Annotated in this window: 19 protein-coding genes; 6 read left to right on the top strand and 13 right to left on the bottom strand. The window is 64.7% G+C overall.

Annotated features, from left to right (window positions below; all coding sequences use genetic code 11):
- Positions 1-18: 18 nt before the first annotated feature.
- From PPGU16_RS00930 to PPGU16_RS00950, 5 genes are all read right to left on the bottom strand, one after another.
- Positions 19-987: a Csu type fimbrial protein gene (locus PPGU16_RS00930; protein ID WP_180721299.1), complete on the bottom strand. Its 969-nt coding sequence runs from the start codon at positions 985-987 to the stop codon at positions 19-21.
- Complete coding sequence (locus PPGU16_RS00935) at positions 984-3,542, bottom strand: fimbria/pilus outer membrane usher protein (protein WP_243460561.1); 2,559 nt, start codon at positions 3,540-3,542, stop codon at positions 984-986. Before PPGU16_RS00935 ends, PPGU16_RS00930 begins: the two co-directional genes overlap by 4 nt.
- 10 nt (positions 3,543-3,552) lie before the next feature.
- Complete coding sequence (locus PPGU16_RS00940) at positions 3,553-4,293, bottom strand: fimbrial biogenesis chaperone (RefSeq protein WP_180721300.1); 741 nt, start codon at positions 4,291-4,293, stop codon at positions 3,553-3,555.
- 211 nt (positions 4,294-4,504) lie between these two features.
- On the bottom strand, positions 4,505-5,014 hold the full coding sequence (locus tag PPGU16_RS00945) for a Csu type fimbrial protein (RefSeq protein ID WP_180721301.1): 510 nt from the start codon (positions 5,012-5,014) through the stop codon (positions 4,505-4,507).
- Positions 5,015-5,186: 172 nt separating this feature from the next.
- Positions 5,187-5,510 carry a hypothetical protein gene (locus PPGU16_RS00950; RefSeq protein ID WP_180721302.1) on the bottom strand — a complete coding sequence of 108 codons (324 nt, stop codon included), beginning with the start codon at positions 5,508-5,510 and terminating at the stop codon, positions 5,187-5,189.
- Between the two features lie 208 nt (positions 5,511-5,718).
- Here PPGU16_RS00950 and PPGU16_RS00955 point away from each other — a divergent pair, with 208 nt between their 5' ends.
- From PPGU16_RS00955 to PPGU16_RS00965, 3 genes are all read left to right on the top strand, one after another.
- Positions 5,719-6,345: a DUF2239 family protein gene (locus PPGU16_RS00955; protein ID WP_180721303.1), complete on the top strand. Its 627-nt coding sequence runs from the start codon at positions 5,719-5,721 to the stop codon at positions 6,343-6,345.
- 385 nt (positions 6,346-6,730) lie between these two features.
- A complete protein-coding gene (locus tag PPGU16_RS00960; RefSeq protein WP_180721304.1) occupies positions 6,731-8,281 on the top strand; it encodes a methyl-accepting chemotaxis protein in 1,551 nt (516 codons plus the stop codon).
- Positions 8,282-8,469: 188 nt separating this feature from the next.
- Positions 8,470-9,777, top strand: coding sequence for a solute carrier family 23 protein (locus tag PPGU16_RS00965; protein ID WP_180721305.1), 1,308 nt, complete (start codon positions 8,470-8,472; stop codon positions 9,775-9,777).
- A 61-nt stretch (positions 9,778-9,838) separates the two neighbouring features.
- On the opposite strand, the gene PPGU16_RS00970 is transcribed toward PPGU16_RS00965, so the two are convergent.
- Positions 9,839-11,500, bottom strand: coding sequence for a Na+/H+ antiporter (locus tag PPGU16_RS00970; RefSeq protein ID WP_180721306.1), 1,662 nt, complete (start codon positions 11,498-11,500; stop codon positions 9,839-9,841).
- A gap of 382 nt (positions 11,501-11,882) precedes the next feature.
- Between PPGU16_RS00970 and PPGU16_RS00975 the strand changes: the two genes are divergently transcribed.
- Both PPGU16_RS00975 and PPGU16_RS00980 read left to right on the top strand, forming a co-directional pair.
- On the top strand, positions 11,883-13,157 hold the full coding sequence (locus PPGU16_RS00975; RefSeq protein ID WP_180721307.1) for a sensor domain-containing phosphodiesterase: 1,275 nt from the start codon (positions 11,883-11,885) through the stop codon (positions 13,155-13,157).
- A gap of 40 nt (positions 13,158-13,197) precedes the next feature.
- Positions 13,198-13,893: a copper homeostasis protein CutC gene (locus tag PPGU16_RS00980; protein ID WP_180721308.1), complete on the top strand. Its 696-nt coding sequence runs from the start codon at positions 13,198-13,200 to the stop codon at positions 13,891-13,893.
- Between the two features lie 699 nt (positions 13,894-14,592).
- Here PPGU16_RS00980 and PPGU16_RS00985 read toward each other — a convergent pair.
- Entirely contained in the window at positions 14,593-18,189 is a 3,597-nt protein-coding gene (locus PPGU16_RS00985; protein ID WP_180721309.1) for an indolepyruvate ferredoxin oxidoreductase family protein, read from the bottom strand.
- Positions 18,190-18,516: 327 nt separating this feature from the next.
- Here PPGU16_RS00985 and PPGU16_RS00990 point away from each other — a divergent pair, with 327 nt between their 5' ends.
- Positions 18,517-19,134: a glutathione S-transferase family protein gene (locus tag PPGU16_RS00990; RefSeq protein ID WP_180721310.1), complete on the top strand. Its 618-nt coding sequence runs from the start codon at positions 18,517-18,519 to the stop codon at positions 19,132-19,134.
- Positions 19,135-19,156: 22 nt separating this feature from the next.
- Here the strand turns inward: PPGU16_RS00990 and PPGU16_RS00995 are convergent, their stop codons facing one another.
- The 6 genes from PPGU16_RS00995 to PPGU16_RS01020 all read right to left on the bottom strand — a co-directional run bounded on the left by PPGU16_RS00995 (position 19,157) and on the right by PPGU16_RS01020 (position 24,185).
- Positions 19,157-20,095 (bottom strand): ion channel, encoded by a 939-nt coding sequence (locus PPGU16_RS00995; RefSeq protein ID WP_180721311.1) that lies wholly within the window; start codon positions 20,093-20,095, stop codon positions 19,157-19,159.
- A 144-nt stretch (positions 20,096-20,239) separates the two neighbouring features.
- Positions 20,240-20,485, bottom strand: a complete 246-nt coding sequence (locus PPGU16_RS01000; protein WP_007577858.1) for a hypothetical protein — start codon at positions 20,483-20,485, stop codon at positions 20,240-20,242.
- Between the two features lie 89 nt (positions 20,486-20,574).
- On the bottom strand, positions 20,575-20,796 hold the full coding sequence (locus tag PPGU16_RS01005; RefSeq protein WP_180721312.1) for a hypothetical protein: 222 nt from the start codon (positions 20,794-20,796) through the stop codon (positions 20,575-20,577).
- Between the two features lie 175 nt (positions 20,797-20,971).
- Positions 20,972-21,898 (bottom strand): carbohydrate kinase family protein, encoded by a 927-nt coding sequence (locus PPGU16_RS01010; RefSeq protein ID WP_180721313.1) that lies wholly within the window; start codon positions 21,896-21,898, stop codon positions 20,972-20,974.
- A 29-nt stretch (positions 21,899-21,927) separates the two neighbouring features.
- Positions 21,928-23,202, bottom strand: a complete 1,275-nt coding sequence (locus PPGU16_RS01015) for an AGE family epimerase/isomerase (protein WP_180721314.1) — start codon at positions 23,200-23,202, stop codon at positions 21,928-21,930.
- On the bottom strand, positions 23,199-24,185 hold the full coding sequence (locus tag PPGU16_RS01020; RefSeq protein WP_180721315.1) for a LacI family DNA-binding transcriptional regulator: 987 nt from the start codon (positions 24,183-24,185) through the stop codon (positions 23,199-23,201). The genes PPGU16_RS01015 and PPGU16_RS01020 overlap by 4 nt, the downstream gene beginning before the upstream one ends.
- Between the last annotated feature and the right edge of the window lie 21 nt (positions 24,186-24,206).

Genomic DNA, 24,206 nt, shown 5'->3' on the forward strand with positions numbered 1-24,206 from the left:
TTATTCGGCAGGTCCGGTTCAGTAGGTGATCGTCGCGATCACGGTGTCGATGTAGGTGCCGGCTTGCGGCGTCGTTTGCGGCAGCACGCGCGCGTAGACCGTCACGCTTTGCGACGATCCCGTGCCTGTGCCCGCGAGCGCCGTCGTGCCGTTCGTGCCGTCGCCCCACGGCAGCGAGTGACTCGCGTTCTGATAGAGCTGATAGTGGATCTTGTCGGTGCCGCCGCTGCGCGTCATCACGCGGTCGGCGACGGTCGCGCCGCTGCCCGCTCCCGCCGACAGCGCAATCGAATACGCGTCGTTGTTCGTGCACGCGACGGTCAGCGTGCCCGTCGCCGTGAGCGTCGAGTTGAGTACGCCGGCCGTGCCGAAGTTGATGTTCGTCGACGAGATCGTGCAGTCGTTGATCACGCTTGCGCTGACCGTGAAGCTGAACGTGCTGCTCGGCGAGGTCAGCGAAGCGCAAGCGGGCGCCACCAGCAGATACGCCGCATAGTCCAGCTCCGCCTGCAGCGCGCCCGCGAATGTCGATGTATAGGTGCCCGCGACGAGCGCAGTTTGCGAGGCTGGCACGCGTCCATAGACGGTGAGCGTCGCGGAGCCGGCGCCCGTCAGGCCGTTCTGGACGACATCAATGGCGATGGGCGCGTACGTCGTCGAACCGCGCGAGCCCCACACGGTGCTGCCGCCCGATGTCGTGTAGAGGTTGTATTGCAACTGGCCCGTCCCGTTCAACGCGATACGCGGCAAGTAGCTGCTGCCGCCACTGCCCGTGCCGATGTTCACGCAGGCGCGCACGGGCAGCACGCCCATGCCCGTGCAGTTGATCGTGATCGTCGAAGACGTGCTCGCCGCAGTGCCGGCAATGGGGCTCACCTGGCCGAAGTTCAGGCTCGACGCGATGGCGTTGCAGGTCTGCGCGAGCGCGACACGCGGCGCGCAGGCTAGCCAGGCGGCGAGAAGAACGAGCCATAGCACGCGCTTCATGGTGAACGCGCCTTGCAGGTGAACGGGCCGAGCGTCGGCAGCCCGCTGCCTTTGCGCTCGAACGTCACGTCGACTTCGCACGGTCCCTGCGCCGACGTCGACGTGAAGGCGTTGGCCGCGCGCATGTCGTCGATGAAGGCGAGGCCGTCATACCCGATTACGTAGCGTTTGCCCGTTTCGCGCTGCGTCAGCACGGCGCCGGCCGGCAGCGGCTTGCCCGCCGCATCGACGACGATCAGTTGCGCGCCCGTGAAGTCGCGCAGCGGGAAGCGCGCGAGCACCCCCGCGCGCGATTGCGGCGCGAGGTTCAGGCGCGTGGTGGCGACGGAGGTGTCGGCGGGCAGGCCGAGCGGATCGATCGCGAGATGGTTCGGCTCGTAGGCGACGAGGTCGGGCACCAGCAGATGCCCCGCGCCGTTCGTCTCGCCGATCTCACGGTTTTCGTGCAGCACGGGCACGTGTGGCACGCCGTCGGTGGAGACTAGCGCGAAGGCGTCGTCGATGCGGCGTCCCGCGAGCACGTCGCCCGCCATCAGCACGACCGACCCGGACGCATCCACTTCCCCATAGGTGCGCGAGCCGACGTTGGCGACGCTGCCGATCAGGTCGCCGTAACGGCCACGCCAGGTGGCCTGCGCGAGCGATTGCTGCTGGCCGTTCTGGCGCGAGGTCTGCACCTGCCAGCCGAGGCCGCCGCCATAGTCCGGCGTGCGCGTGACGGCCGCGCCGAACAGCGGCTTGCCATGATCGCTGCCTGCGTTGACGCTCGCGTTCATCGAGCCGCCGAGCAGGAAGCTCAGCGCGACGAACACGCCTGTGTTCCCGGTGTCGCCAAAGTCGTGATAGACGCTAGCGGACAGCGACGTGCTCGCGGGCAATGTCGTCGTCCACGCGAGCGAGCCGATGCGCGAGTTGCCGTAGTAAGGATCGTCGAGACCGACGAGGCTCGCGCTCGCCGTGCTCGATGAACCGAACAGACGGAACGGCAGCGCGAGCGTCGCGCGATAGGTCGTGCGCGGCACGGGCGTGCCTTCGGCCGACGCAAGATCGCTGTAGTGCGGTGTCGCGTGTTGGGCCTGCAGGTCGATGGAGATCGCGGGCAGATGCCATTGCCAGCCCGCCGCGAATTGCGCGCCGCTGCCGCCGGGTGTCGGCAGCACGCCGCCTGGCGACGTATTCGTCGTGCCTTCGACGAAGCCGATGCCGATCGGCACGCCCGTCGGGTTCGACAGGCTCGTGGCAGGCGCATTGCGCGCCAGCGAACCGTCGCCGCCGTTGCCCGCGCTGCCTGCCACCGCGAAATTAAGCACGCCCGCGCCGCCCGCTTCGAGCAGCGCGCCGACGCCCGCGTTGTAGACGCCGCGCGTCGCTTCACCGTGCGTTTCGAGTGTGATCCTCGACGTGAGGCCATGCCGGAACGATACGGATAGCGAAGGATCGCCCGCATAGTCGAACGAACTGAGCGCATACGAGCGGCGCAGGAAGCCCGCTTCGACCGAAAAGTCGGTGAGGCCGGGCGCGAGCAGCCGCGAATCGATGTAGAGCGGCACCGTCGTCATCACGCTGCGGCCGAGCACGTCGCGCGTGACGATCACCGCTTCGCCCGAGCCGTTGATCGCGGGAACGGCGTTGATGACGAACGGCCCGGACGGCGCCGAACCGGTGAACTGCCGCACGTTGTTCACGTACAGATCGACGGCGCTCGGCACGGCGGAGGTGCCGGCGAGTGTCGGCACCGGGTAGGTGACGAGGTCGGGACGCAGCGTGAAATCGCGCGACACCTGCGCGCCGCCGAGCCGCACAGGCCGCGTCCAGGTCAGCGACGACGAGATCGTATCGCCGACGCGCGTCGTCACCATCGTGTCGGGGTTCGAATGGCTCCACGTGGTGTCGAGCCGCACGTAGCGATGCAAGTTGCGATACCAGTACGCGGTACCCGTGTTGTCGAGCAGGCCGCCCGGATAGAAGAAGCGTTCCTCGCTATAGAGGCCGTACTGCGTCGGCGAATTGGTCTGCGCGCTGAACTCGTAGTTGATCACGAGCCCCGTGCCGCTCGCCGACACGGGCGGCCGCGCGGGAATGTTTTCGAGCGTGGCGGGCTGGCGGCGCGCGTCGGTGAGCTGCAAGTCGAGCTGCTGATGCTCGGGACGGTACGTGTAGCGCAGGCCCGGAATCGTGCCGAGCGCGATCAGGCCGTTCTTGCCGGGCGGCGGCAGATCGTCGGTGCGAATGCCGACGTCGCGCAGTTCATTGGGCGTCGTGTAGATCATTGCGTCCGTCACGACGAAGTGCGCAATTTCCTTCGTCGATTCGCCGTTGATCGTCACTTCGAGATAGACCTCGCCGTTTGCGGGCGCGGCGGGGATGGGCGCGGTCGACGGTGCGCGCGGCGACGACGGCATCGGCTGCGCGGCGACGCTGAGTGCAGGTGTCGTGTCGCTCGCGCTCGCGGCGCTGGCGTCCGGCGGCGCGCTCCACGCCTGCGCGCACATCAGCGGCCACGCGATGCCCGTACAGGCGCTGTAGATTGCAGCGTGTCGCCGGCGCCATGGCATCGATCCACCGTTAGCGGGCGGGTGTGCTGTCGGCAGGCGCTGCGGCGCCTGAGTCCACGCGCACACGCGCCGTTACCGGCTGCCCATTGACGACCAGCGACAGCGTTGCCTCGCGCGCATCGGCGGGCGCGTTCGCGATGGGCCAGCGGCGCGTCGCGTGGGGCAGCGCGTAGCCGAGCAGGCCGGGCGTCAGCAGCGTCGACTGGCCGTCGCGCCAGGTCAGTTTCACCTTGCTCAACTGCGCGTGCGTTGCATCGCGGTTGACGGCGCGCAGCATCAGCCCGGGTGCTGGTGGCGCCGATCCCTGCATGGCGCCATCCATTGCGGCCCGTTCGAGCGCGAACTGCAGCGCAGGCGCCTTGCCGTCGAGCGGCGCGCCGACGAACACGGGCACGGAGTAACGCAACTGCATGCGAACGCCCGTCGCGTCCGCGCTCTGGCCGTTCGGAATCTCGTCGATCAGGAGGCGATACGTCTCCTCGCCGCTCACGTCACCTTTCGCGACCCGCAGGATGCGCACGGTCTGATCGGCGCCCGGCGCGACCTGGACGATGGGCGGACTCGCCACGATGTTGTCGGTGCGTTCGAGATGATCTTCGTCGGCGCTCTGGCTCCACGCGAACACGCGGACCTGCGCGTTGAGCGGCGTGCTGCCGACGTTGTGAAGCGTGAGGACAGCGGCGGGACGGTCGGCGGCCAGGTCGAGGCGGATGGGCGTGACCTGCAATGCAGCGGCGTGAGTGGCGCTCATGTGCAGGGCGGCGATGCAGCAAAGTGCGGCGGCCACGAATGCGCGACATGCCGATGCCGTTCGAATGCGGCGCGGCGTCCACGCATGCCTCGCTGGCTCTGGGCTGACGATGCCCGTTACGTCACCGTCAGAGGCTGTGCCCAGCCGGGCGCGACGCAAAGCAGCGCCCGCGAGCCGGCGCGCGGCCCGTTTCAACGACGCGCTCATGGCGTCAGAAAGTGACGGTCGCGGTGACGGTCGATGTATAGGTGCCCGCCGCCGGCGTGTTCTGCGGCGCGACGCGCCCGTACACCGTCAGCGTTTGTGCGGCGCCCGTGCCCGTCCCGGCGGCCGTATCGGTGCCGACCGTTTGACCCCACGTCAACGAGCGCGCGGAGTCGCGATACAACTGGTAGGCGACGGTCGGCACGGGTGTGCCCGTCCCGCCGAGCAGCCGGTTTGCCACCGTCGAACCCGTCACCGAGCCCGCATCTAGCCCGACCGTGTACGGCGCACCGTTCGAGCAGGTGACGGTCAGCGTGCTGGTCTGGTCGATGTTCGCGGCGATCACGCCGGACGTACCGAAGTTGAGATTGGTCGCGGAAATCTGGCAGTCGGTCTGCAGAGTCAGCGTAACAGTGAAGGTGGTCTGACGGGTTGCGGCGTACGCGTTGAAGGGGACGACGGGTGCGGCAGCCAACGCGACAGCCAGACACGGAACGATCAGGTTGCGCCAGCGCATCGAATTATCTCCACGGAGCCCAAGCGCCTTGTGCGCTTTTCAAGGCGACGATCCAATTATGGGATGGCTATCGTATGAAGATGTAACTATTTGTTAGATTCGACGAAAAAGTTGGACAAACGGATGCTGATTGAATGTTTTGTCGCATATCGTGCGGCGTTTATGCGATTTGTTAGAAGGCAATTTCTACCGCGGTATCGTGTGTCGCCGTGGCAAAAACACCCAACGCCTGTTCGTTTGCGTGCGCGAAGTAGCCGTCCCGATAGACGCGGAACGGTGCGCCTGCCGAACACGTGACCTTCGGCTGGACGGCATCCGTATTCATCGTGCAGACATCGTGGATGGTGAGCGATACCTGGATCTCGCTGGCGGCCGTCGCGGCATATGCCGTTTTCTCGACGGCGGCGGGCGACAGACAGAGCAACGTTGCGAGCGCGAGCGCGCCCCGGCGTCCCGTCAGCGACGACGGTCGACGCAAATAGCGGTGAACGAACATGGAACTACCCCGTACAGATGATGCGGCAATGGCCTTGGCGATCTTTCGTTGTCGCGGCCTCTATACCGGATAACGGCAATGCGGCGTGGGTTTTTAGATCATATGTCGCTTGGCAACGAGCGTATGATTTTTATCCGGATGATATTGCGTTTTATATTTGTACCCGGATAAAATGCACATATCGATTCCACGTGATACGAGGCATGACATGACAACCCATCCAGTTACCTGCACGGCTTTCGAAGGCGTTCGACGCCTTGCGTCAGGCGCGTTGAAGGACGTTGCGCTGGCCGTGAAGGCTGCGGCGGAGCGCGACGGCGGCGCTTCCGTGCTGATCTTCGACGACCAGACCAGCCGTCCCATCGAACTGGACCTGCGCGGCTCCGCGAGCGACGTGCTTGCGAGGCTCGCCGATCAGCCAGACGGTGAAACGCGTCAACCCGAACCCACGAGCGACGAACCTGCGGCTGCGCGTGGCCGCGGACGGCCGAAGCTGGGTGTCGTCGCACGCGAGGTCACGTTGCTGCCGAGGCATTGGGAATGGCTGAACGGGCAGCCGGGCGGCGCATCGGTTGCGCTGCGCAAGCTGGTCGACGCGGCGCGGGGCGCGAGCGAAGGAAAGGACCGCATGCGACAAGCGCAGGAAGCGGCATACCGGTTCATGACGGCGATGGCCGGCGATCTCGCCGGTTACGAGGAAGCGACGCGCGCGCTGTATGCGAACGACGCCGCGCGCTTCGAAGCGATGACAGCCGCATGGCCCGTCGATGTGCGCGATCACGCGCGCAAGCTGGCGAAACGCGCGCTCGATGTAGATACGTCGGGGAATGCCTGAAGCCTGAGCGCGCAAAGCCGAAAAGCGACAGGCGAAAAAAAACCGCTCATGCCGGGGAGCATGAGCGGAAAGTCGGAGAGTTACAACATCGCTTGCGCTACTCAATCGGGGTCACGCAGCCTGTGCAGTGTAGGGAAGCAGACATGCGTTCCGATATCAGATAACTCCCAAAGCGTGACTTCCGAACGCACCGGGCTCGCCAGGCCGGCTGCGTCCGATAGCAGGCCAATCACTTCGCGCAAACCCTCATGCCGGCTTTCTTATGCCGTGCATCCGTTCATCAAGTCCGCATAACGGCCGCCGTAAAGCATTGCAGCCCGCCGGCCCGCGTTGCCTGCGACCCAGGCTGTCGATGAATGGCTGATGAACTGTCGAGGATCTCACGATGAAGTGGTTTGACCGCATGACTGTCTGGAAGAAGCTGCTGATCGCGTTTGCGACGGTGATTGGTTTTGGTGTGGCGGTTGGCGTGGCGGGGTTGTCGGCGCTGGCGTCGATGCACGGCATCACGGAAGAGATATCGAGCCGCCACATGGACGGCCTTTACTGGATGGAAGAGGCGAACCGCTACAAGATCGACACCGATCTCGACGCGGCCAACCTCGGCTACGCGCCTGACGAAGCCGCGCGTCAGAAGTTGAAGGACGACATCGTCGCGTCGCTGAAGCACATGCACGACGCGTACGCGCGGTATCGCGAGACGATTGCGGGCGACGGCGGGCAAGCGCTGTACGACGACGTGCTGCGCAAGACCGATACGTGGGAAGCGATCGTGCATCAGCAGATCGGGCTGCAGCCGATACCGCCCGGCGTCGATAACGCCGAACTGGTACGGCGCGCGATCGCCGCGAGCGAGGCGCTGCGTGACAGGATCGTCGCGCTGATCGACTATCGCCGCCAGCAGGCGAACGCCGCGCAGCACGAGGCAAGCGCGGAATACGCGAGCATGCGCGTGGTGCTGTCGTTGCTGGTGCTGGCGTCGATGGTGGTGGGCGCGGGCTTCGCGTGGCTGATCGCGCGACGTCTGACGCGCCAGCTCGGCGGCGAGCCCGGTTATGCGGCGCAGATTGCAGGCCGCATCGCAGCGGGCGAACTGGGCGTACGCGTCGACACCAAACCCGGCGACACCACGAGCCTGCTCTATGCGCTCGCCAATATGCGCGAGCAACTGGCGGCGATCGTGGGCAAGATCAGCGAGTCGAGCGAATCGATCCTGCTCGCGTCGGGCGAAATCGCGCAGGGCAACACCGATCTGTCGCAACGCACCGAGGAGCAGGCCGCGTCACTGGAAGAAACGGCGTCGAGCATGGAGCAGCTGACGGCGACCGTCCGCCAGAACGCCGACAACGCGCAGCAGGCGGGCGGCGTCGCGGCCGGCGCGTCGGAAGTGGCGGTGCGCGGCAGCGGCCTCGTCGGCGATGTGGTCGAAACGATGCGCGAGCTTGCGGCCGGCTCGAAGCGGATGACGGACATCATCGGCGTGATCGAGAGCATCGCGTTTCAGACGAACATTCTTGCGCTGAACGCCGCCGTCGAAGCGGCACGCGCAGGCGAACAGGGACGTGGCTTCGCCGTCGTCGCGGGCGAAGTGCGCGCGCTCGCGCAACGCAGCGCGGTGTCGGCGAAAGAGATCAAGGAGCTGATCGAAAGCTCGACGTCGCGCGTGGACAGCGGCGCCGTCCTCGCCGAGCGCGCGGGCCGGACCATGACGGAAGTCACGCAGGCCGTGCAGCGGATGACGGACATCATGGGCGAGATTTCGGCGGCATCGAGCGAGCAGAGCACGGGCATCGAGCAGGTGAACCGCGCCGTCGCGCAGATGGACGAAGTCACCCAGCAGAACGCGGCGCTCGTCGAGCAGGCGGCGGCTGCGGCGGGCGCGATGGCCGACCAGGCACGGGATCTGAAGACGGCCGTCGCCGTGTTTTCGCTGTGATACGGCATGTGCGCAACACCCCGACGCAACACCGCCGCGCGTAGGCGTTTCGCGCGGCTTGTCAGCGCCAGGCGCTCTCCGTACACTCGCGCGTAGTTCAAGAATCCCATCCTGGACCGCGCTGCGGCATCACGCAAAAAGGCGGCGCTTCCATACAAAATCTACGCCAATAGAGGAGAACCCCCGCGATGGCCGATTCCTATTTTCCGCGCTGGCGTGTCCAGTCGAGAAGCGTCGAGGGGCGCGTCGTCAACACCGACGAGCGCCTGCCAGGGCCGCAAATGCTGGCGATGGGCATCCAGCACGTCGTCGCGATGTTCGGTTCGACGGTGCTCGCGCCGCTCCTGATGGGCTTCGATCCCAATCTGTGCATCTTCATGTCGGGCATCGGCACGTTGCTGTTCTTCGTGCTGGTGGGTGGGCGCGTGCCGAGCTATCTCGGTTCGAGCTTCGCGTTCATCGGTCTGGTGATCGCGATTACGGGCTACACCGGTCACGGTCCCAACACGAACATACCCGTCGCGCTCGGTGGGATCATCGCGTGCGGGGTGGTGTACGTCATCATCGGATTGATCGTGTCCGCCGTCGGCACCGCGTGGATCGAGACGCTGATGCCGCCCGTCGTGACGGGTTCGATCGTCGCGGTGATCGGCCTGAATCTCGCGCCGATCGCCGTCAAGGGCGTGAGCGGCAGCGCGTTCGATTCGTACATGGCGCTCGTCACCGTGCTGTGCGTCGGCGCCGTGGCCGTGTTCACCCGCGGCATGTTGCAGCGTCTGCTGATTCTCGTCGGCTTGCTGATCGCTTACGTGATCTACGCGGTCGTCACGAACGGCATGGGCATGGGCAAGCCGATCGACTTCTCGATCGTCGCGAACGCAGCGTGGTTCGGCATGCCGCATTTCACGGCGCCCGTTTTCAGCGGTCAGGCGACGGCGTTGCTCGCGCCCGTCGCGGTGATACTCGTCGCGGAAAACCTCGGCCACATCAAGGCGGTCAGCGCGATGACGGGACAGAACCTCGACGGCTACATCGGCCGCGCGTTCATCGGCGATGGTCTCGCGACAGTCATGTCGGGCTTCGCGGGCGGTACGGGCGTCACGACGTACGCGGAAAACATCGGCGTGATGGCCGTCACCAAGATCTATTCGACGCTCGTGTTCGTGATCGCCGCGGTGATCGCGCTGGTGCTCGGCTTCTCGCCGAAGTTCGGCGCCGTGATCCAGACGATTCCCGGCCCGGTGCTGGGTGGCGTGTCGATCGTCGTGTTCGGTCTGATCGCGGTGACGGGCGCGCGCATCTGGGTCGTCAACAAGGTCGACTTCTCGGACAACCGCAATCTGATCGTCGCCGCTGTGACGCTGGTGCTCGGCGCGGGTGATTTCTCGCTGAAGTTCGGCGGCTTCGCGCTCGGCGGCATCGGTACCGCGACGTTCGGCGCGATCATTCTGTACGCGCTGCTGCGTCGCAAAGGTCCGCAAGAGCCGGCTGTCTGATACAGCGATCCGCTTCAGCACGACGGGCGCCTGCGTTTTCCGCAAGGCGCCCGTTTTCTTGCTACTTGCCTTTTCCGCGCGTCAGCAACGCGGTCTCCGACAGATCCACTTCGCGCATCAGCTTGTTCATCGTGTCGTCGTTGATCAGCAGACTGCTGCGCAGATTGATCAGCGTTGCGCGTTCGGCGCGCATTGCCGCGAGCTTCATCTGAAACTCGAATGCTTCTGAGCGCCGCGCGCTTTCGGCGGGTTCCATGTCGTCGTCGAGCGTCGCGAGACGGCGGCGGTAGATGTCCATCACGCGTGCGGTCACATCGGCGGCGTAGGCGCAGGCCGCTTCGTCGAGATCGGCCGTGGCGGCTTCCTGATAGGAGTCGATTGCGCGAATCGCCGCCTGCGCCGCCTGAATGCGTGCCGAGCGTTCTTCGGCGGCATGCGGATCGGGCCGGCGGCGCGCGCCGTTCATCAATAGCGGCAAGCCGATCACGGCGACGAACAGCGACAGCAGAATCACGCCCGACGCGATGAAGATCGCGAGATCGCGTCCTGGCAGCGGCTGTCCGTTCGACAACGCGACGGGCAGCGACAGCACGCCCGCAAGCGTCACGGCGCCGCGGACGCCCGCAATGGTCGTCATCGATACGGTGCGCAGACCGGGCACTGCATTCGCGACGCCTTGCTTCGCCGCACCGCGGCTCGCGAACCAGCGCAGCAGCCAGACCCAGACGAAGCGCAACGCGTACAGCGCCACCGCGACGGCGACGACGTAGAAGATCAACCGCAACTCGGAGCCGCTCGCTTCTTCATGCGCGTCGAGCAGCGCGCGGCCGATGATGTGCGGAAACTGCAGGCCGAGCAGGATAAAGACCATGCCATTGAAAACGAACTCGATCATCGTCCACGTGACGCTCGCCCGCACGCGCGCCGACGCTGGGCTCGAGGTCGTGAACGACGAATAGTTCATCGTCATGCCGGCGGCGACGGCGGCGAGAATGCCGGAAAACCCGAAGTGCTCGGCGAACAGATAGGCGGCGAACGGAATCAGCATCGTCATCACGACGCCGGGCGCAGGGTCGCCTTCTTCGGTGAGGTTGAGAAAGTGCGTCGATGCATAGCTGAAGAGCCACGCGATGGCCGCGCCCGTCGCCAGCCCGCCGACCGCGATGATCACGAAACTCACCGACGCGTCGCGCAGCGAGAACACGCCCGTCAACGCGGCGGCGATCGCGAACTTCAACGCGACGAGACCGGACGCGTCGTTCATCAACGCTTCGCCTTCGAGGATGTGCATCAGATGCTCGGGCAAGCGGTTGCGTCCGGCGATGCCCGACAGCGCGACGGCGTCCGTCGGCGACAGCACGGCGGCGAGCGCGAATGCGATGGGCAGCGAGATGGACGGCACCATCGCGTGAATGAAGTAGCCGACCGCGACCACCGTCATGAACACGAGGCCGAGTGCGAGCATCAGGATCGCGCGGCGCTGCATGAAGAATTCGCGCTTCGGTATGCGCCAGCCGTCCGCGAACAGCAGCGGCGGAATGAACAGCATCATGAAGAGTTCGGGATCGAACGTCACGTGCAGGCCGAGACGCGGCCACGCGAGCAGCGCACCGAACGCGATCTGCACGAGCGGCAGCGGCAGCTTGAGTGGCACCAGCCGCACCACGACGCCCGAAGCGGCGACGGCGAGCAGCAGGATCAATACGGTGAAGACGATATCCATCGGAAACCGGATGTGGGAAAACAGGCATTGGCGCGCGACGGGACGAGGGACACCCGGACGCCCCATCGCGACATGAAAGCGCCGCGTCTGGAAAGACGATGCGGCGCGTCGGTTAGCCCGAAGTGTAGCCCGACGGGATGACATCGCGCTTCGAAGGCTGCAAGTCGTCTGAAAGCAGGATGCACCGCTGCGGTGCACTGTGCGCCCTTGCGCGACGCATGTGCGCTTCGCTCGGTGCAGCCTTCCATGCAAATTTCGTTTGTACGTGCGCCACCGTGCGCATGGAGCTTGCTTAATAGGAAGTGATAACGCACATTTCGAGGACGGCGGCGGTGCCTCGCCTTTACGACGCGCCCGCCGTGCTTTTGCGTGAGAGGACTGCATGACGATTGCGCAACAGGAAAGAACAGTGGTGCCGCACGGCTTCGAGCTCAGCATGACCTCGGGCCTGCAGCGCTATTCGGTACAACATGGCGACCTGACGCTGACGAGCGTCTTTCAGCCGATATTCAGCCTGTCGCACATGCGTGCGGTGGGCTATGAAGGCTTGCTGCGCGCGCACGATCCGTTCGATCGCGCGGTGTCGCCCATCGATGTGTTTGGCCACGCGGCGCGCGTCGGCGACGTGCTGCATGTCGACCGGCTCGCGCAGTCGCTGCATCTCGAGAACTTCAAGGTGCTCGGGGCGGAACGCGAGTGGCTGTTTCTCAACGTCCATCCGGGCGTGCTGATCGACTCGTATCATTCGGCGGCGCTGCTGGCGAATCTGCGACGGTTGAACCTGTCGCCGCGGCGCATCGTGCTCGAAGTGCTGGAGCAGAGCGCGGAAGACATCGAGCGTCTTGCCGATGCCGTGCGTCAGTTCCGCGAGCGCGGCTTCCTGATCGCGCTCGACGACTTTGGCGCCGGGCATTCGAACATCGAGCGCATCTGGCAGTTGAATCCCGATATCGTGAAGCTCGATCGCATCATGCTGTCGCATGCGGCGCATCGCGCGGACGTCGCGTCCATCCTGCCGGGTCTCGTCGCACTGCTGCACGAGGCGGGCAAGCTGGTGTTGATCGAAGGTGTCGAGACGGAGCACGAGGCGCACATGGCGATGGAGTGCAACGTCGATTTCGTGCAGGGCTTTTTCTTTGGCCGCCCGCATCCGGGACTCGCCGACGCGACGCATGCGACAGCGTGCATTGGCGAGCTGACCGAGCGTTACCAGACGCAGACAGAGGAGCGTGAGCGGCGCAACGCGTCGCGGCTCGCGCCGTACATTCGCGCGTTCGAGCGCGCGGCCGAGCGGCTCGCCGCTGGCGAACTGCTCGACGAAGTGTGCTGGAATTTTCTTGCGCTCGATCACGCGGCGCGCTGTTATCTGCTCGACGACAAAGGCCGGCAGGCCGGACGCAATGTCGTGCTGCGTGCCGACCGGGCGTCGCACGAAACGCGCTTCTTGCCGCTATCCGATGCGCAAGGCGCGAACTGGCTGCGGCGCCCGTATTTCCGTGCGGCGATGGAAGCGCCCGAGCGCGTGCATGTGACGCGGCCGTATCTGTCGATCAACGAGGCGGTGCCGTGCGTGACGTTGTCGGTGGCGACGCAGATTGGCGCTCGCACGTGCGTGTTGTGCGGCGATATCGACTGGTTCGAGGAGCCGCACTTCTGAGATCATGTGGGTTTCGTTTTTCACGACGTGACTCTCTGATATGCGAAGCGAACGGGTATTGCTCGAAGTCATCGCGACGACGGTTGCAGATGCTATAGCCGCTGCGCGCGGCGGGGCGGATCGGCTTGAACTGATTACGGCGATGGGCGAGGGTGGGTTGACGCCCAGCATCGGGATGATCGAGGCCGTGGTCGCGGCGGTGTCGATTCCCGTCAATGTGATTGTGCGGCCGCATAGCCGGTCGTTTGTCTACGATGCCGATGATTTTGCAGTGATGCTGCGCGATGTGCGCGCGGCCCGGTCGGCTGGGGCTAATGCTGTCGTGATCGGGATGTTGACTGCGTCGCGGGAGGTTGATCGCGATGCGTTATTGCGTGTTGTTGATGCTGCCGATGGAATGCCTCTTACGTTTCATCGTGCGTTTGATGAAGCGCGTGATTTGCACGAGGCGCTCGATGTGCTGCTCGAGTTCGATGCTGTGACGAATGTGTTGACTTCAGGTGGGAAGCCGTCGGTGCTGGATGCTGTGGATGAGGTTCGATCGCTCGTTGAGCGGGCTGCGGGGTCGCATTGCAGGGTGCTCGCGGGGGCTGGGTTGACCGTTGAGCGCGTTGCTGATTTTGTTTGCGCTACGCGCGTGGAAGCGGTGCATTTTGGGTCTGGGGTTAGGGGGGCTGCGCTCGGGGTGGTTTGTGAGGAGAAGGTTAGGGAGGTTCGGGGGTTGTTGGGTGGGTGATGTCGTAGTTTCTGGTTTGCCTGTTGTTGCGCTGGCATCCGCGTTTTGTTAGCGTGCTTCACGCGTTGCCCCTGTGCGGGGCGGCACCTAAAGAAAGCGGCTCACACCGCCAGTTCTAGTTCTTGCCTGAGGGCCCGCAACCGGTCTTACGCGTCAAACGGCAACGCCTTCGTTCGCGCTCGTTGCCAACGTTCTCCCTGTACGCCTCACCCGCTTCACTTGCCCGCGTCACAGCACGCCGTGCCAGATAGTCCACCGCCGCCTAGGTGGCAAACGGTGTGTAGGTTTTCGCGCCTTATGCGCATCACTTCGGACTGGGTAGCAAGGCTGGTGTTTCTGGTAAAAGCACTGACCTGTGCGGCGCGACAACCTACACACCGTTTGCCACCTGGGCGGCATGGGCAATTCGCTGTCGCCAGCTCTTGTGCGGGTGTTTGAAGTGGATGAGGCTTCTATTCAAAGCGTTGGCAACGCACGCGAACAGGTGCGTTGCCGTGTGAAGCGTGGGGACGTTGGGGGCCCGTGGATAAGAACATGGGCTGGCGGTGTGAGCCGCTTTCTTTTGCCTACTTTTCTTTGCGGCGGCAAAGAAAAGTAGGTGCCGCCCCGCACAGGGGCAACGCATGAAGCACGCTAACAAAACGCGGATGCCAGAACAAAGACAAGCACACCACCCCAAGCGTCGCAGACAAAAAAACCCTACTTCGCTACAACAACAGGAATCCCCCGCAACACCCCAAACCCTTTAGCTTCCCGAAGCGCCTCCTCAACAGCCGACCCAGTCGCGGCCTCGACATGCAACTGCGCTGCCAGCGCGCGCTCACTGCGCTTCACACCAGCAAGATTGGCAAGCTTCACATGCCCATACCCGCGCACACGCGCATGCAACCCAGCGAGCTTGACGACATCCTCCGCCGTGACGGCATCAAAAACTGCAAACGCCCGCTGCATCGTTGCCTCATAGTCCGTGGACAACTCGCGCTCCATGCGCCGCTCGACAGTGCGGCCAAACGGATCGAGCATCGTCCCACGCAGCCCGCGCCACTTCGCCATCACGCCGAACACCGGCCACATCCATTGACCAAACGTCTTCTTCTGCGGCGTCGCGCCGTGTTTCGCGCGTGAAATAGCCGGCGGCGCAAGGTTGAACTTCACGCCGAAATCCTTCCCGGCGACGCCTTCGAATTGCGCTTCGAGCGCAGCACGGAAAGCCGGATCGCTATGCAGACGCGCGACTTCGTATTCATCCTTCACCGCGAGCAGCCGATAAAACGTCGTCGCAACAGCGCGGCTCAAGCGCTCGTCAACCTCGACCGTGCCTTCGAGCTTGCGCTCAGCCTGACGCGCTGCATCGACCAGCGCACGATAGCGCTTCACATAAGCCGCGCCGCCATACGCCATCAAACGCGCCTCACGATCCGCGACCAACGCGTCGAGCGTCTCCAGCGCTACGGCAGGCTGCGCCGCATGACGCTGCGTCCACAGCGCTTCCAGTCCGGCAGGATCGGCGGCAGCCATGCGGCCAATCGAAAACGCCAGCTGGTTCATCTGCACCGCGACGTTGTTCAGTTCGATGGCGCGCATCATCGCGGCGAACGACACGGGCACGAGGCCCAGTTGCCACGCGAAGCCAAGCATCAGAATGTTTGCACCGATCGTGTCGCCGAGGAAACGCGTCGCGAGCGCCTGTGCATCGCACGACGACATGCGCTCTTCACCCGCCGCGTGACGCATCTTGTCCAGCAGGGCATCCGCGTGCAGATTCGCGTCCGGATTCTGTACGAACGAGGCGTTCGGAATCGCGTGCGTGTTCACGACGATCCGCGTGCGGCCGTGACGCACCGTTTGCAATGCATCTGCGCCCGCGCCGACCACCATGTCGCAGGCGAGCAGCACGTCGGCCTGTTGCGTGTCGATGCGCACCTGGTTCAGCCATTCGTCGCGCGCGGCGAAGCGCACGAACGACAGCACCGAACCGCCTTTCTGCGCGAAGCCCATGAAATCGAGCACCGATGCGCTCTTGCCTTCCAGATGCGCAGCCATGCTGATCAGCGCGCCGACCGTCACGACACCCGTGCCGCCGACGCCCGTCACGAGAATGTCGTACGGTGCGGCGTCGAGGTGCGTCGCAGGCGTCGGCAATGCATCGACGCGCGCGGTGAGCGCGGCTGCATCGAATGCGACGCCCGCCGCCTTCTTCAGCTTGCCGCCTTCGATCGTCACGAAGCTCGGGCAGAAGCCGTTCACGCACGAATAGTCCTTGTTGCACGACGACTGATCGATGCGGCGCTTGCGTCCGAGTGGCGTTTCGACGGGTTCGACGGACAGACAGTTCGACTGCACGCCGCAATCGCCGCAGCCTTCACACACTTCCTCGTTGATGAAGAGGCGTTTGTCCGGGTCGGGGAACTCGCCTTTTTTGCGGCGGCGGCGCTTTTCGGCGGCACACGTCTGGTCGTAGATCAGCACCGTCACGCCGTCGATATCGCGCAACTCGCGTTGCACCTTGTCGAGCTCGCTGCGGTGATGGAACGTCGTGCCGTTCGGGAACTGGCCATGATGGCCGTCATACTTCTCCGGCTCGTCGCTGACCACGACGAAGTGCGATACGCCTTCTGCTTCGACCTGTCGCGCAATCTGCGGGACCGAGATGCTGCCGTCGACTGGCTGGCCGCCCGTCATCGCGACGGCGTCGTTGTAGAGAATCTTGTAGGTGATCGTCGCTTTCGCCGCGACGGCCTGGCGGATCGCGAGAATGCCCGAGTGAAAGTATGTGCCGTCGCCGAGATTCTGGAAGACGTGGCGCGTTTTCGTGAACATCGAATGCGAGGCCCAGTCGACGCCTTCGCCGCCCATCTGGATCAGGCCCGTCGTGTCGCGCTCCATCCACGACGCCATGAAGTGACAGCCAATACCCGCCTGCGCGATCGAACCTTCAGGCACCTTCGTCGATGTATTGTGCGGGCAGCCCGAACAGAAGTAGGGCGTGCGCTTCACGGCATCGGCGGCATTCGAGAGTATCTGCGGCGCGACGAGATCGACCACGCGTTCGCGGCGGTCGAGCGCGGGCTTGTGCTTCGCGAGCCAGTTGGCGAACACGGGAAGAATGCGCGACGGCCGCAACTCGCCGAGCGACGACAGCAGCATCGAACCATCTTCCGCATGCTTGCCGACGATCACGGGGCGCGCGCCTTCCGTGCGGTTGTACAGATAGTCCTTGATCTGCTGCTCGATGACGGGCCCTTTCTCTTCGATCACGAGCACTTCCGACAGACCGGATACGAACGCATCGATGCGCGTCATTTCGAGCGGGAACGACAGACCGACCTTATAGATGCGCACGCCCGCCTGTTCGAGATCGGCGACGGTGAGATCGAGGCGGCGCAGCGCTTCCATCAGATCGAGATGCGCCTTGCCGCACGTGATGATGCCGACGTTCGCGTGCGGGCTCGGCGCGATCCACTTGTCGATGCTGTTGAAGCGCGCGAAGTGCCGCACGGCGTCGAGCTTGGCGTGCAGACGCTGTTCGATGGTGAGACTCGGCAGATCGGGCCAGCGGTTGTGCAGGCCGCCCGCGGGCGGCTCGAAGCCTTCGGGCGTCGGCCATTCCATTTGCAGCGCGTCGAGATCGACGGTCGAGCCGGACTCGACCGTTTCCGAAATCGCCTTGTAGCCCACCCACGCGCCCGAGTAGCGCGACAGCGCCCAGCCGTAGATGCCGAACTCCAGCATGTCCGCGATGTTCGATGGGTTCACGACGGGCATGTGCCACGCGATCATCGCGAAGTCGCTTTGATGCGGCATCGACGACGACACGCAGCCATGGTCGTCGCCCGCGACGACCAGCACGCCGCCATGCTGCGACGAGCCGTACGCGTTGCCATGCTTGAGCGCGTCGCCCGCGCGATCGACGCCCGGGCCTTTGCCGTACCACATCGCGTACACGCCATCGACGGTGCGTTCGGGGTCCGCCTCGACGCGCTGCGTGCCGAGCACCGCCGTGCCGCCGAGTTCCTCGTTGATCGCGGGCAGGAAGCGGACGTCGTTCGCTTCGAGCAGTTTCTTCGCTTTCCACAACTGCTGGTCCACCATGCCGAGCGGCGAGCCGCGATAGCCGCTGATGAAGCCAGCCGTGTTCAGGCCGCGCGCCTTGTCGAGCTGGCGCTGCATCAGCGCCAGACGCACGAGGGCTTGCGTGCCCGTCAGGAAGATCCGGCCGCGCGTGGCGGTCAGGTTGTCCGACAGGCGGTAGTCGGCGAGTGCAGGGGTGCCGTCGATGGGTAGACGAGCGGTCATTGTGGAGTCTCCGGTTTTTTGCGTTTCACTGGCGGCATCTTGTTGCGGCTTGCCGTCGCAGCGAAAGAGACTCCATTCTTTCGCGTCAATTGGAGAAGATTTTTGCTACTTTTTGTCGCTGGTCCATTGACTGCGACATGATTCCAGTCATTCCGGCTCGTATTGAGATAGATCCACCGCCTTCGGTTGCCAGGCTGCCTGAAGGGCGGTTGATGGCGTTACCCGGAACGGCTATGGAGACATGCCTATGCCATCCGGACGAGGTTCGTGAGGCCCGCCCTTGGGTTACGCTATGCCAACCGTGCCGCAACCCACAGGAGACGGACGATGAAACTCTATTACTGGCCGAAAACGCGGGCTTTTCGCGCGCTGTGGATGCTCGAAGAAATCGGTGAGCCCTATGAACTCGCGCGCGTGAACCTGCGCGCAGGCGAGCAGGACACCACCGATTTCCACCACGTCAATCCGATGTGCAAGCTGCCCGCGCTCGACGACGGCGGCGTGCAGGTCGCCGAATCCGGCGCGGTGCTCCTGTATCTGGCCGACCGTTTCCCCGAAGCGAATCTCGGCGCGCCAGTCGGCGATCCGTTGCGCGGGCGTTTCCTGCAGTGGCTATTCTTCACGCCCGGCTGTCTCGAACCCGCGATGGCCGAAAAGATGACGGGCGCGTCGGGCAATTCGTTCAGCTTCGGCTGGGGCAACCTGGAGCGCGTGAAATCGGCGATCGATATGGCGCTCGATGAAGGCGACTGGCTGCTCGGCGAACGCTTTTCCGCTGCCGACCTGCTGCTGGCGGGCACCCTGCAGATCGCGTTTGTCGCGAAGCTACTCGAGCCGTCGGGACGCATCGGTGAATACGTCGAGCGGGCGATCGCGCGCGAAGGGCACGTGCGAGCAATGGCAATCGAACAACGTGAGATAGACGCGCTCAAGGCGAAGCACTAGCGGTCGTTCGAAAAACGCGCGCTCAGCCCGTCGGCGCCTGCTGCAGTTCGTGCGGCTGAAGCGGCTCGACATCGTCGAAATGCGTGTAGTCGATATGGCTCACGCCGTTCACTTCGCGGATCAGGTCGACGAAGCGGTGCTGCCAGCGTATGTCGTCGATGGGCCATGAATAGCGCGCCTGCATCGTCTGTGCGGTGTTTTCGTCCGAACCTTCGATCGTGATCAGCAGCGAAGCGTCCTGCTCGGCGAGGCTCTCGGGCGTCTCGCCAAAAAGCGGGCTGGCTTCGTCGATCACATGCATCAGGTTCCAGCCGAGATAGAACATCGGCTGCTGATCGCGCACCAGCCGCAGGTCGTAGATCTTGCGCAGCACATAGCCTTCCGACGAGCGCTCCAGACGCATCAGCCGCAGCCGCGCGCGAGCCTCGACGATCACGTTCTGACGTGCGTTCGCGGTGCGCACCATCAGCGTGGTGCGTCCGTCGATAGGGCGCACGACCGCGTACTGCGAGAACATGATCTTCGCGCGCGGCCGCGAAAAGCGCGCGAAGATCAGCCCGGTGGCCAGCGCAATGCCCGACATGCCGACGAAGATTTCAAACGTCGCGACGAGATGCCCATAAAGCGTCTGCGGATGCATGTCGCCGTACCCAACGGTCGCAAGCGTTTCGACGCTGAAGAAGAACGCGCCGGCGAACCCTTTCGGATTCTGATTGGCGATGTCCGCGCCGCCGAGTTCATAGAGCGACGCGAAGACCGAGTTCAGCACGAGGAACACGAGCGCCAGTGAGATGAAGAACACAGGCCAGCTGATCGTCAGCGCGCGGTGATAGAGGTCCTGCCAGACGCGCAGCGGCAGGCCATGCGCGATCACGGTGTGCGAACGCATACGAATTTTCCGGTCGAGAATCCGGCCTTTGCGCACGCGGTGAGGGTTCGATTCGGGCGGGGTCGCGCTCATTCTTTTTCTGTTCGGCTGACGGGTGAAGTGCGCAGCGTCGAGGCGCGGCCGTGATGTCCTTCGCCCGCTGCGGCGTGTAGTGTAGCCCGTCCGCCCGGTTATGGGCGGCGATGCATGACTTCTGGCGAAGCGACCGTTGTCCGCTCAGGGAAACGCTCGCGGCTTCGGCACGCCCGCGCCGTGCTCGATATCGGCAACAGCCTGCTGATGCGCCGTTTCGACAGCTTCGGCTTCCGTCGCGAAGCCTGTGTCGCCGCCTACCGTGGTCCAGCGCTGCACGGGATGATCGCGGTGCCGGATTTCGTATTCCGCGTCCCAGCGCGCGCCCTGAAGTTCGAGTGGCCGCACGTGTATCGCGTACACGCCGTAGAGAAAGAGCGGTTCTGCCATGATCGCCTCCGCCTGTTCAACGAAGAAAAGGTCGTAGGCGCGGCGCGCGGCGGACGCGCCACGTCTCGTTCAATGCGAAAGCCCAGTGCCTATAGTTCGATCTCGCCGAGGATTCTGTGGGCTAGCGCCTTCGCTTCTTCGAGCGCTTCGTCGGCTGTCGGCGACGTGGCTTCGACTTCGTAAAGCGTGTCTTCCGTCTCGTCGCCTTCGTCGCGTGACAGCGCAACGACGCCCTGGTACTGCCCGCCATCTACCGGGCGAACGGTCGCCGTCGCCGTATAGAGACCTTTGGTGTAGGTGACGTCCTCCATGATGCATCTCCTGCAAGGGGGAGATTCCATCCTAGCACGCGATTTCGACGCTCACATGTCGGCACCCAAAGGCGCGCTCACCATGTCTTTCCACGCGTCTGCATACTGCCCGCATGGCGGGCGGAGTTGCCGGTCAGGCGCCTGTCACGGCAACTTCTTCCGGCAACCTCAGCGATCAATCCTGCAGCAGCGATACCACTTCATCGAGCGTCGGCGAGTGCGCGCCCGAATGGCGGCAAGCCGCCGCGCCTGCCGCGAGCGAGAACGCCAGATGTTCTTCCCACTTGCGTTGCGGCGCCGTCATCAGACTGAACAGCAGCCCGCCGATCGACGCGTCGCCCGCGCCGACCGTATCGGCGACGGCCACGCGCGGCGGCTTCGCTTCGACGATCCGGTCGCCGTCGATCAGCGTCGCCGTCTCCGAGCCGCGCGTAACGAGCACGATCGCCGTGGGGTTCATCGCGCGCAATTGCGCGAGGGCGGCGGCTTCGTCGTCGGTCTTGAACAGCAGCCGCAGGTCTTCGTCCGATACCTTGATCAGATCGGCGAGCGACGCCATCTGGCGCAGCGTCGGCTCGTAGCCATGCGCCATCAGGTTGCGGTAGTTCGGATCGAAGCTGATCTTCACGCCGCGCTCGCGTAGTTCGGCGGCGAGCTTCGCGAGCGTCGCGCCGAGCGGCTGGCGCACGAGGCTGATGCAGCCGAAATGCGCCCACTTCACATGCGACATCCAGCCTTCGGGCAGCTTCGACGGATCGAAGGCGAGGTCCGCGCTGTTGTCGCCCATGAAGAAATACGCGGGCGGATGCGTCTGATGCACGACGGCGAGCAGCGGCGCGCGCTCGACGCGCTGCATGAAGCGCATGTCGAGACCCGCGGCGACGCTCGCGTTCCACAGGTCGTCGGAGAAATTGTCGACGCCGAGCGATCCGGCGCAGGCCGTCGGCAAACCGAGCCGTGCGACCGCGCGCGCGACGTTCCAGCCCGCGCCGCCGGGAACCGACAGCCAGCTTGCGGGACCCGTGCGCACGAGATCGGTGAGGATGTCGCCGGCGGAAACGAATTCGGGAAACTCAGCGTGAAATTCAGGGCTCGCGCTCATGATGCTCACCGTACGAGGTTATTCGGACTTTATTCGGACGCGCTGGAAGGCTGCACCGCGGGTTGCAGTGCGTGCAGCAGCACTTCGTAGCATGCGCCCATCGTGTGATAGTCGGTCTTGCCGGCCGGGCTCTTCTCGTCGCTGTACTTGCGGTTGTCGCACGTGAGGATGCGGTACCACGCGCCGTATCGATGATCGACGAAATGCGCCCAGCTGTAGCGCCAGATCTCGTCGTACCAGTCCCAGAAGCGTTCGTTGCCCGTGCGCTGGCCGAGCAGCGCGGCCGTCGCGAAGGTTTCGGCCTGCACCCAGAAGTATTTGTCGTGGTCGCAGACGGTGTAGTCCGGGCCGAAGCCGTAGTACAGGCCGCCGTGATCGTTGTCCCACGCGTGCGTCATCGCTGCGTCGAACAGTTCGATCGCGCGCGGCAGCAGCCACGGCAGCGGACGGTGGCGCTCCAGGATCAGCAGCAGCTTCGCCCACTCCGTCTGATGGCCGGGCTGGAAACCCCACGGGCGGAAGATGTTCGAGCTGTCTTCCTCGTTGTAGTGCCAGTCCACCGACCAGTCCGCGTGAAAGTGCTCCCACACCAGACCTTGCGACAGCTTCGCCTGACGCAGCGTGATGTTGGTCGCGACGCGCTCGGCGCGGTCGAGGTACACGAGATGGCCCGTCGCCTCGTACGCGGTGAGCAGCGCCTCTGTGGTGTGCATGTTCGCATTCTGGCCGCGATACGAGCTCACGCTCCAGTCGGCCGTGGCTTCGTCGGCGTACAGGCCGGCTGCCGGGTCCCAGAAGCGGTGCTCCATCAGCTCGAAGGTCGCGGCGATCATCGGCTTCGCTTCTTCGATGCCCGCCATCGCCGCGTGCGAATACGCGAGCAGCACGAACGCGAGGCCGTAGCAGTGGCGCGTCGCGTCGAGCGTGCGCTTGTGGCCGTCGCGCCAGTCGATCTCCCAGTCGTAGCCCTGGTGATGCGGGTCCCAGTGCGCGTCGCGCAGGAACTTCAGGCCGTGCTGCGCGTACTCCAGATGCTGCGGATCGCCGAACTGCCGGTACGCCATCGCGTAGTTGAACACGTAGCGGCAACTGCTGACCAGGTGACGCGTCGCGCGGTTGTAGATCGAGCCGTCGTCGCGGAAGAAGTGGAAGAAGCCGCCGCTCGGGTCGAGCACGTTCGGCGCGTAGAAGCGCAGCGTGTCCTCGATGTGCGACAGCAGGAAAGCGCCGTCGCGGAAGCTCGCGACAGGCGGCGCCTTGTGATTGGCGGTGTTGTTCGAAAGAGTCGTGTCGGGTTGTTTCATGGCATGTTCACCGAAGTACTGGCACGGACAACGAGTTGGACCGGAATGCGAATGTCGAGTGCGGACGGCGTGTCTTCGAGCAGCAGTTCGACGCCGCGCCGGCCGAGTGCTTCCTTGTCGACGGCGATCGTCGTGAGCGGCGGGCGCGCGTGAGCGGCGGCGGGAATGTCGTCGAATCCGACGATCGCGATGTCTTCGGGCACCCGCAGGCCGCGCGCGAGACACACGCGCAGCGCGGCGAGCGCGGCGAGGTCGTTGTACGCGAAGACGGCGTCGGGGCGCGGGCCGGGGCGGTCGAGCAGTTGCTCCATCGCGAGCGCGGCGCCGGCGTCGGGATCGAGGCCGGCGTCGATCGTGATTTCCAGCGACGGATCGAATAGCAGGCCGGCTTCGAAAAACGCGCGCCGGTAGCCGAGCGCGCGCTGCGCGATGCTGTAGTGCGCGAGCGAGCCGCCGATGAACGCGACACGCGTGCGCTTCTGTGCAAACAGATGCTGCATCGCGAGCGCGGCGCCCGCCTGGTTGTCGAGATTCACTGAACGCAGGTTTGGCGCCCACAGATCGATCAGCACGAGCGGGCGCTTCATTGCGACGAGCGTCGTGAGCGTTTCCGGCTCGACGAACCCGGCGACGGCGATCGCGTCGGGCGCATGCAGGCGCATCTGCTGGACGACGTCCTCGGTCGGACCGGCTGTCAGCACGGACGGCACGATGCCGCGCTCGCGGCACGCGTCCTCGACGCCATGCAGCACGTGCGAAAAGAACGGGCTGACGGCGAAGTTGTTGTGATGACGATGCAGCAGGAACGTGAGCCGGCGAATGCGCGGGCGCAACTGCGCGGAATCGTAGCCAAGCCGGCGGGCCGTTTCGACGACGCGTTCGCGCGTCGATTCTGACAAACCGGGTTGATTCTTCAGAGCGCGTGAAACGGTGCCGATCGACACGCTGGCCGCGCGGGCGACGTCGCGGATCGTTGTAGCCATCGAAAAAAGCGGCGGCGCGGG

The sequence above is a fragment of the Paraburkholderia largidicola genome, from assembly GCF_013426895.1.
GTDB lineage: Bacteria > Pseudomonadota > Gammaproteobacteria > Burkholderiales > Burkholderiaceae > Paraburkholderia > Paraburkholderia largidicola.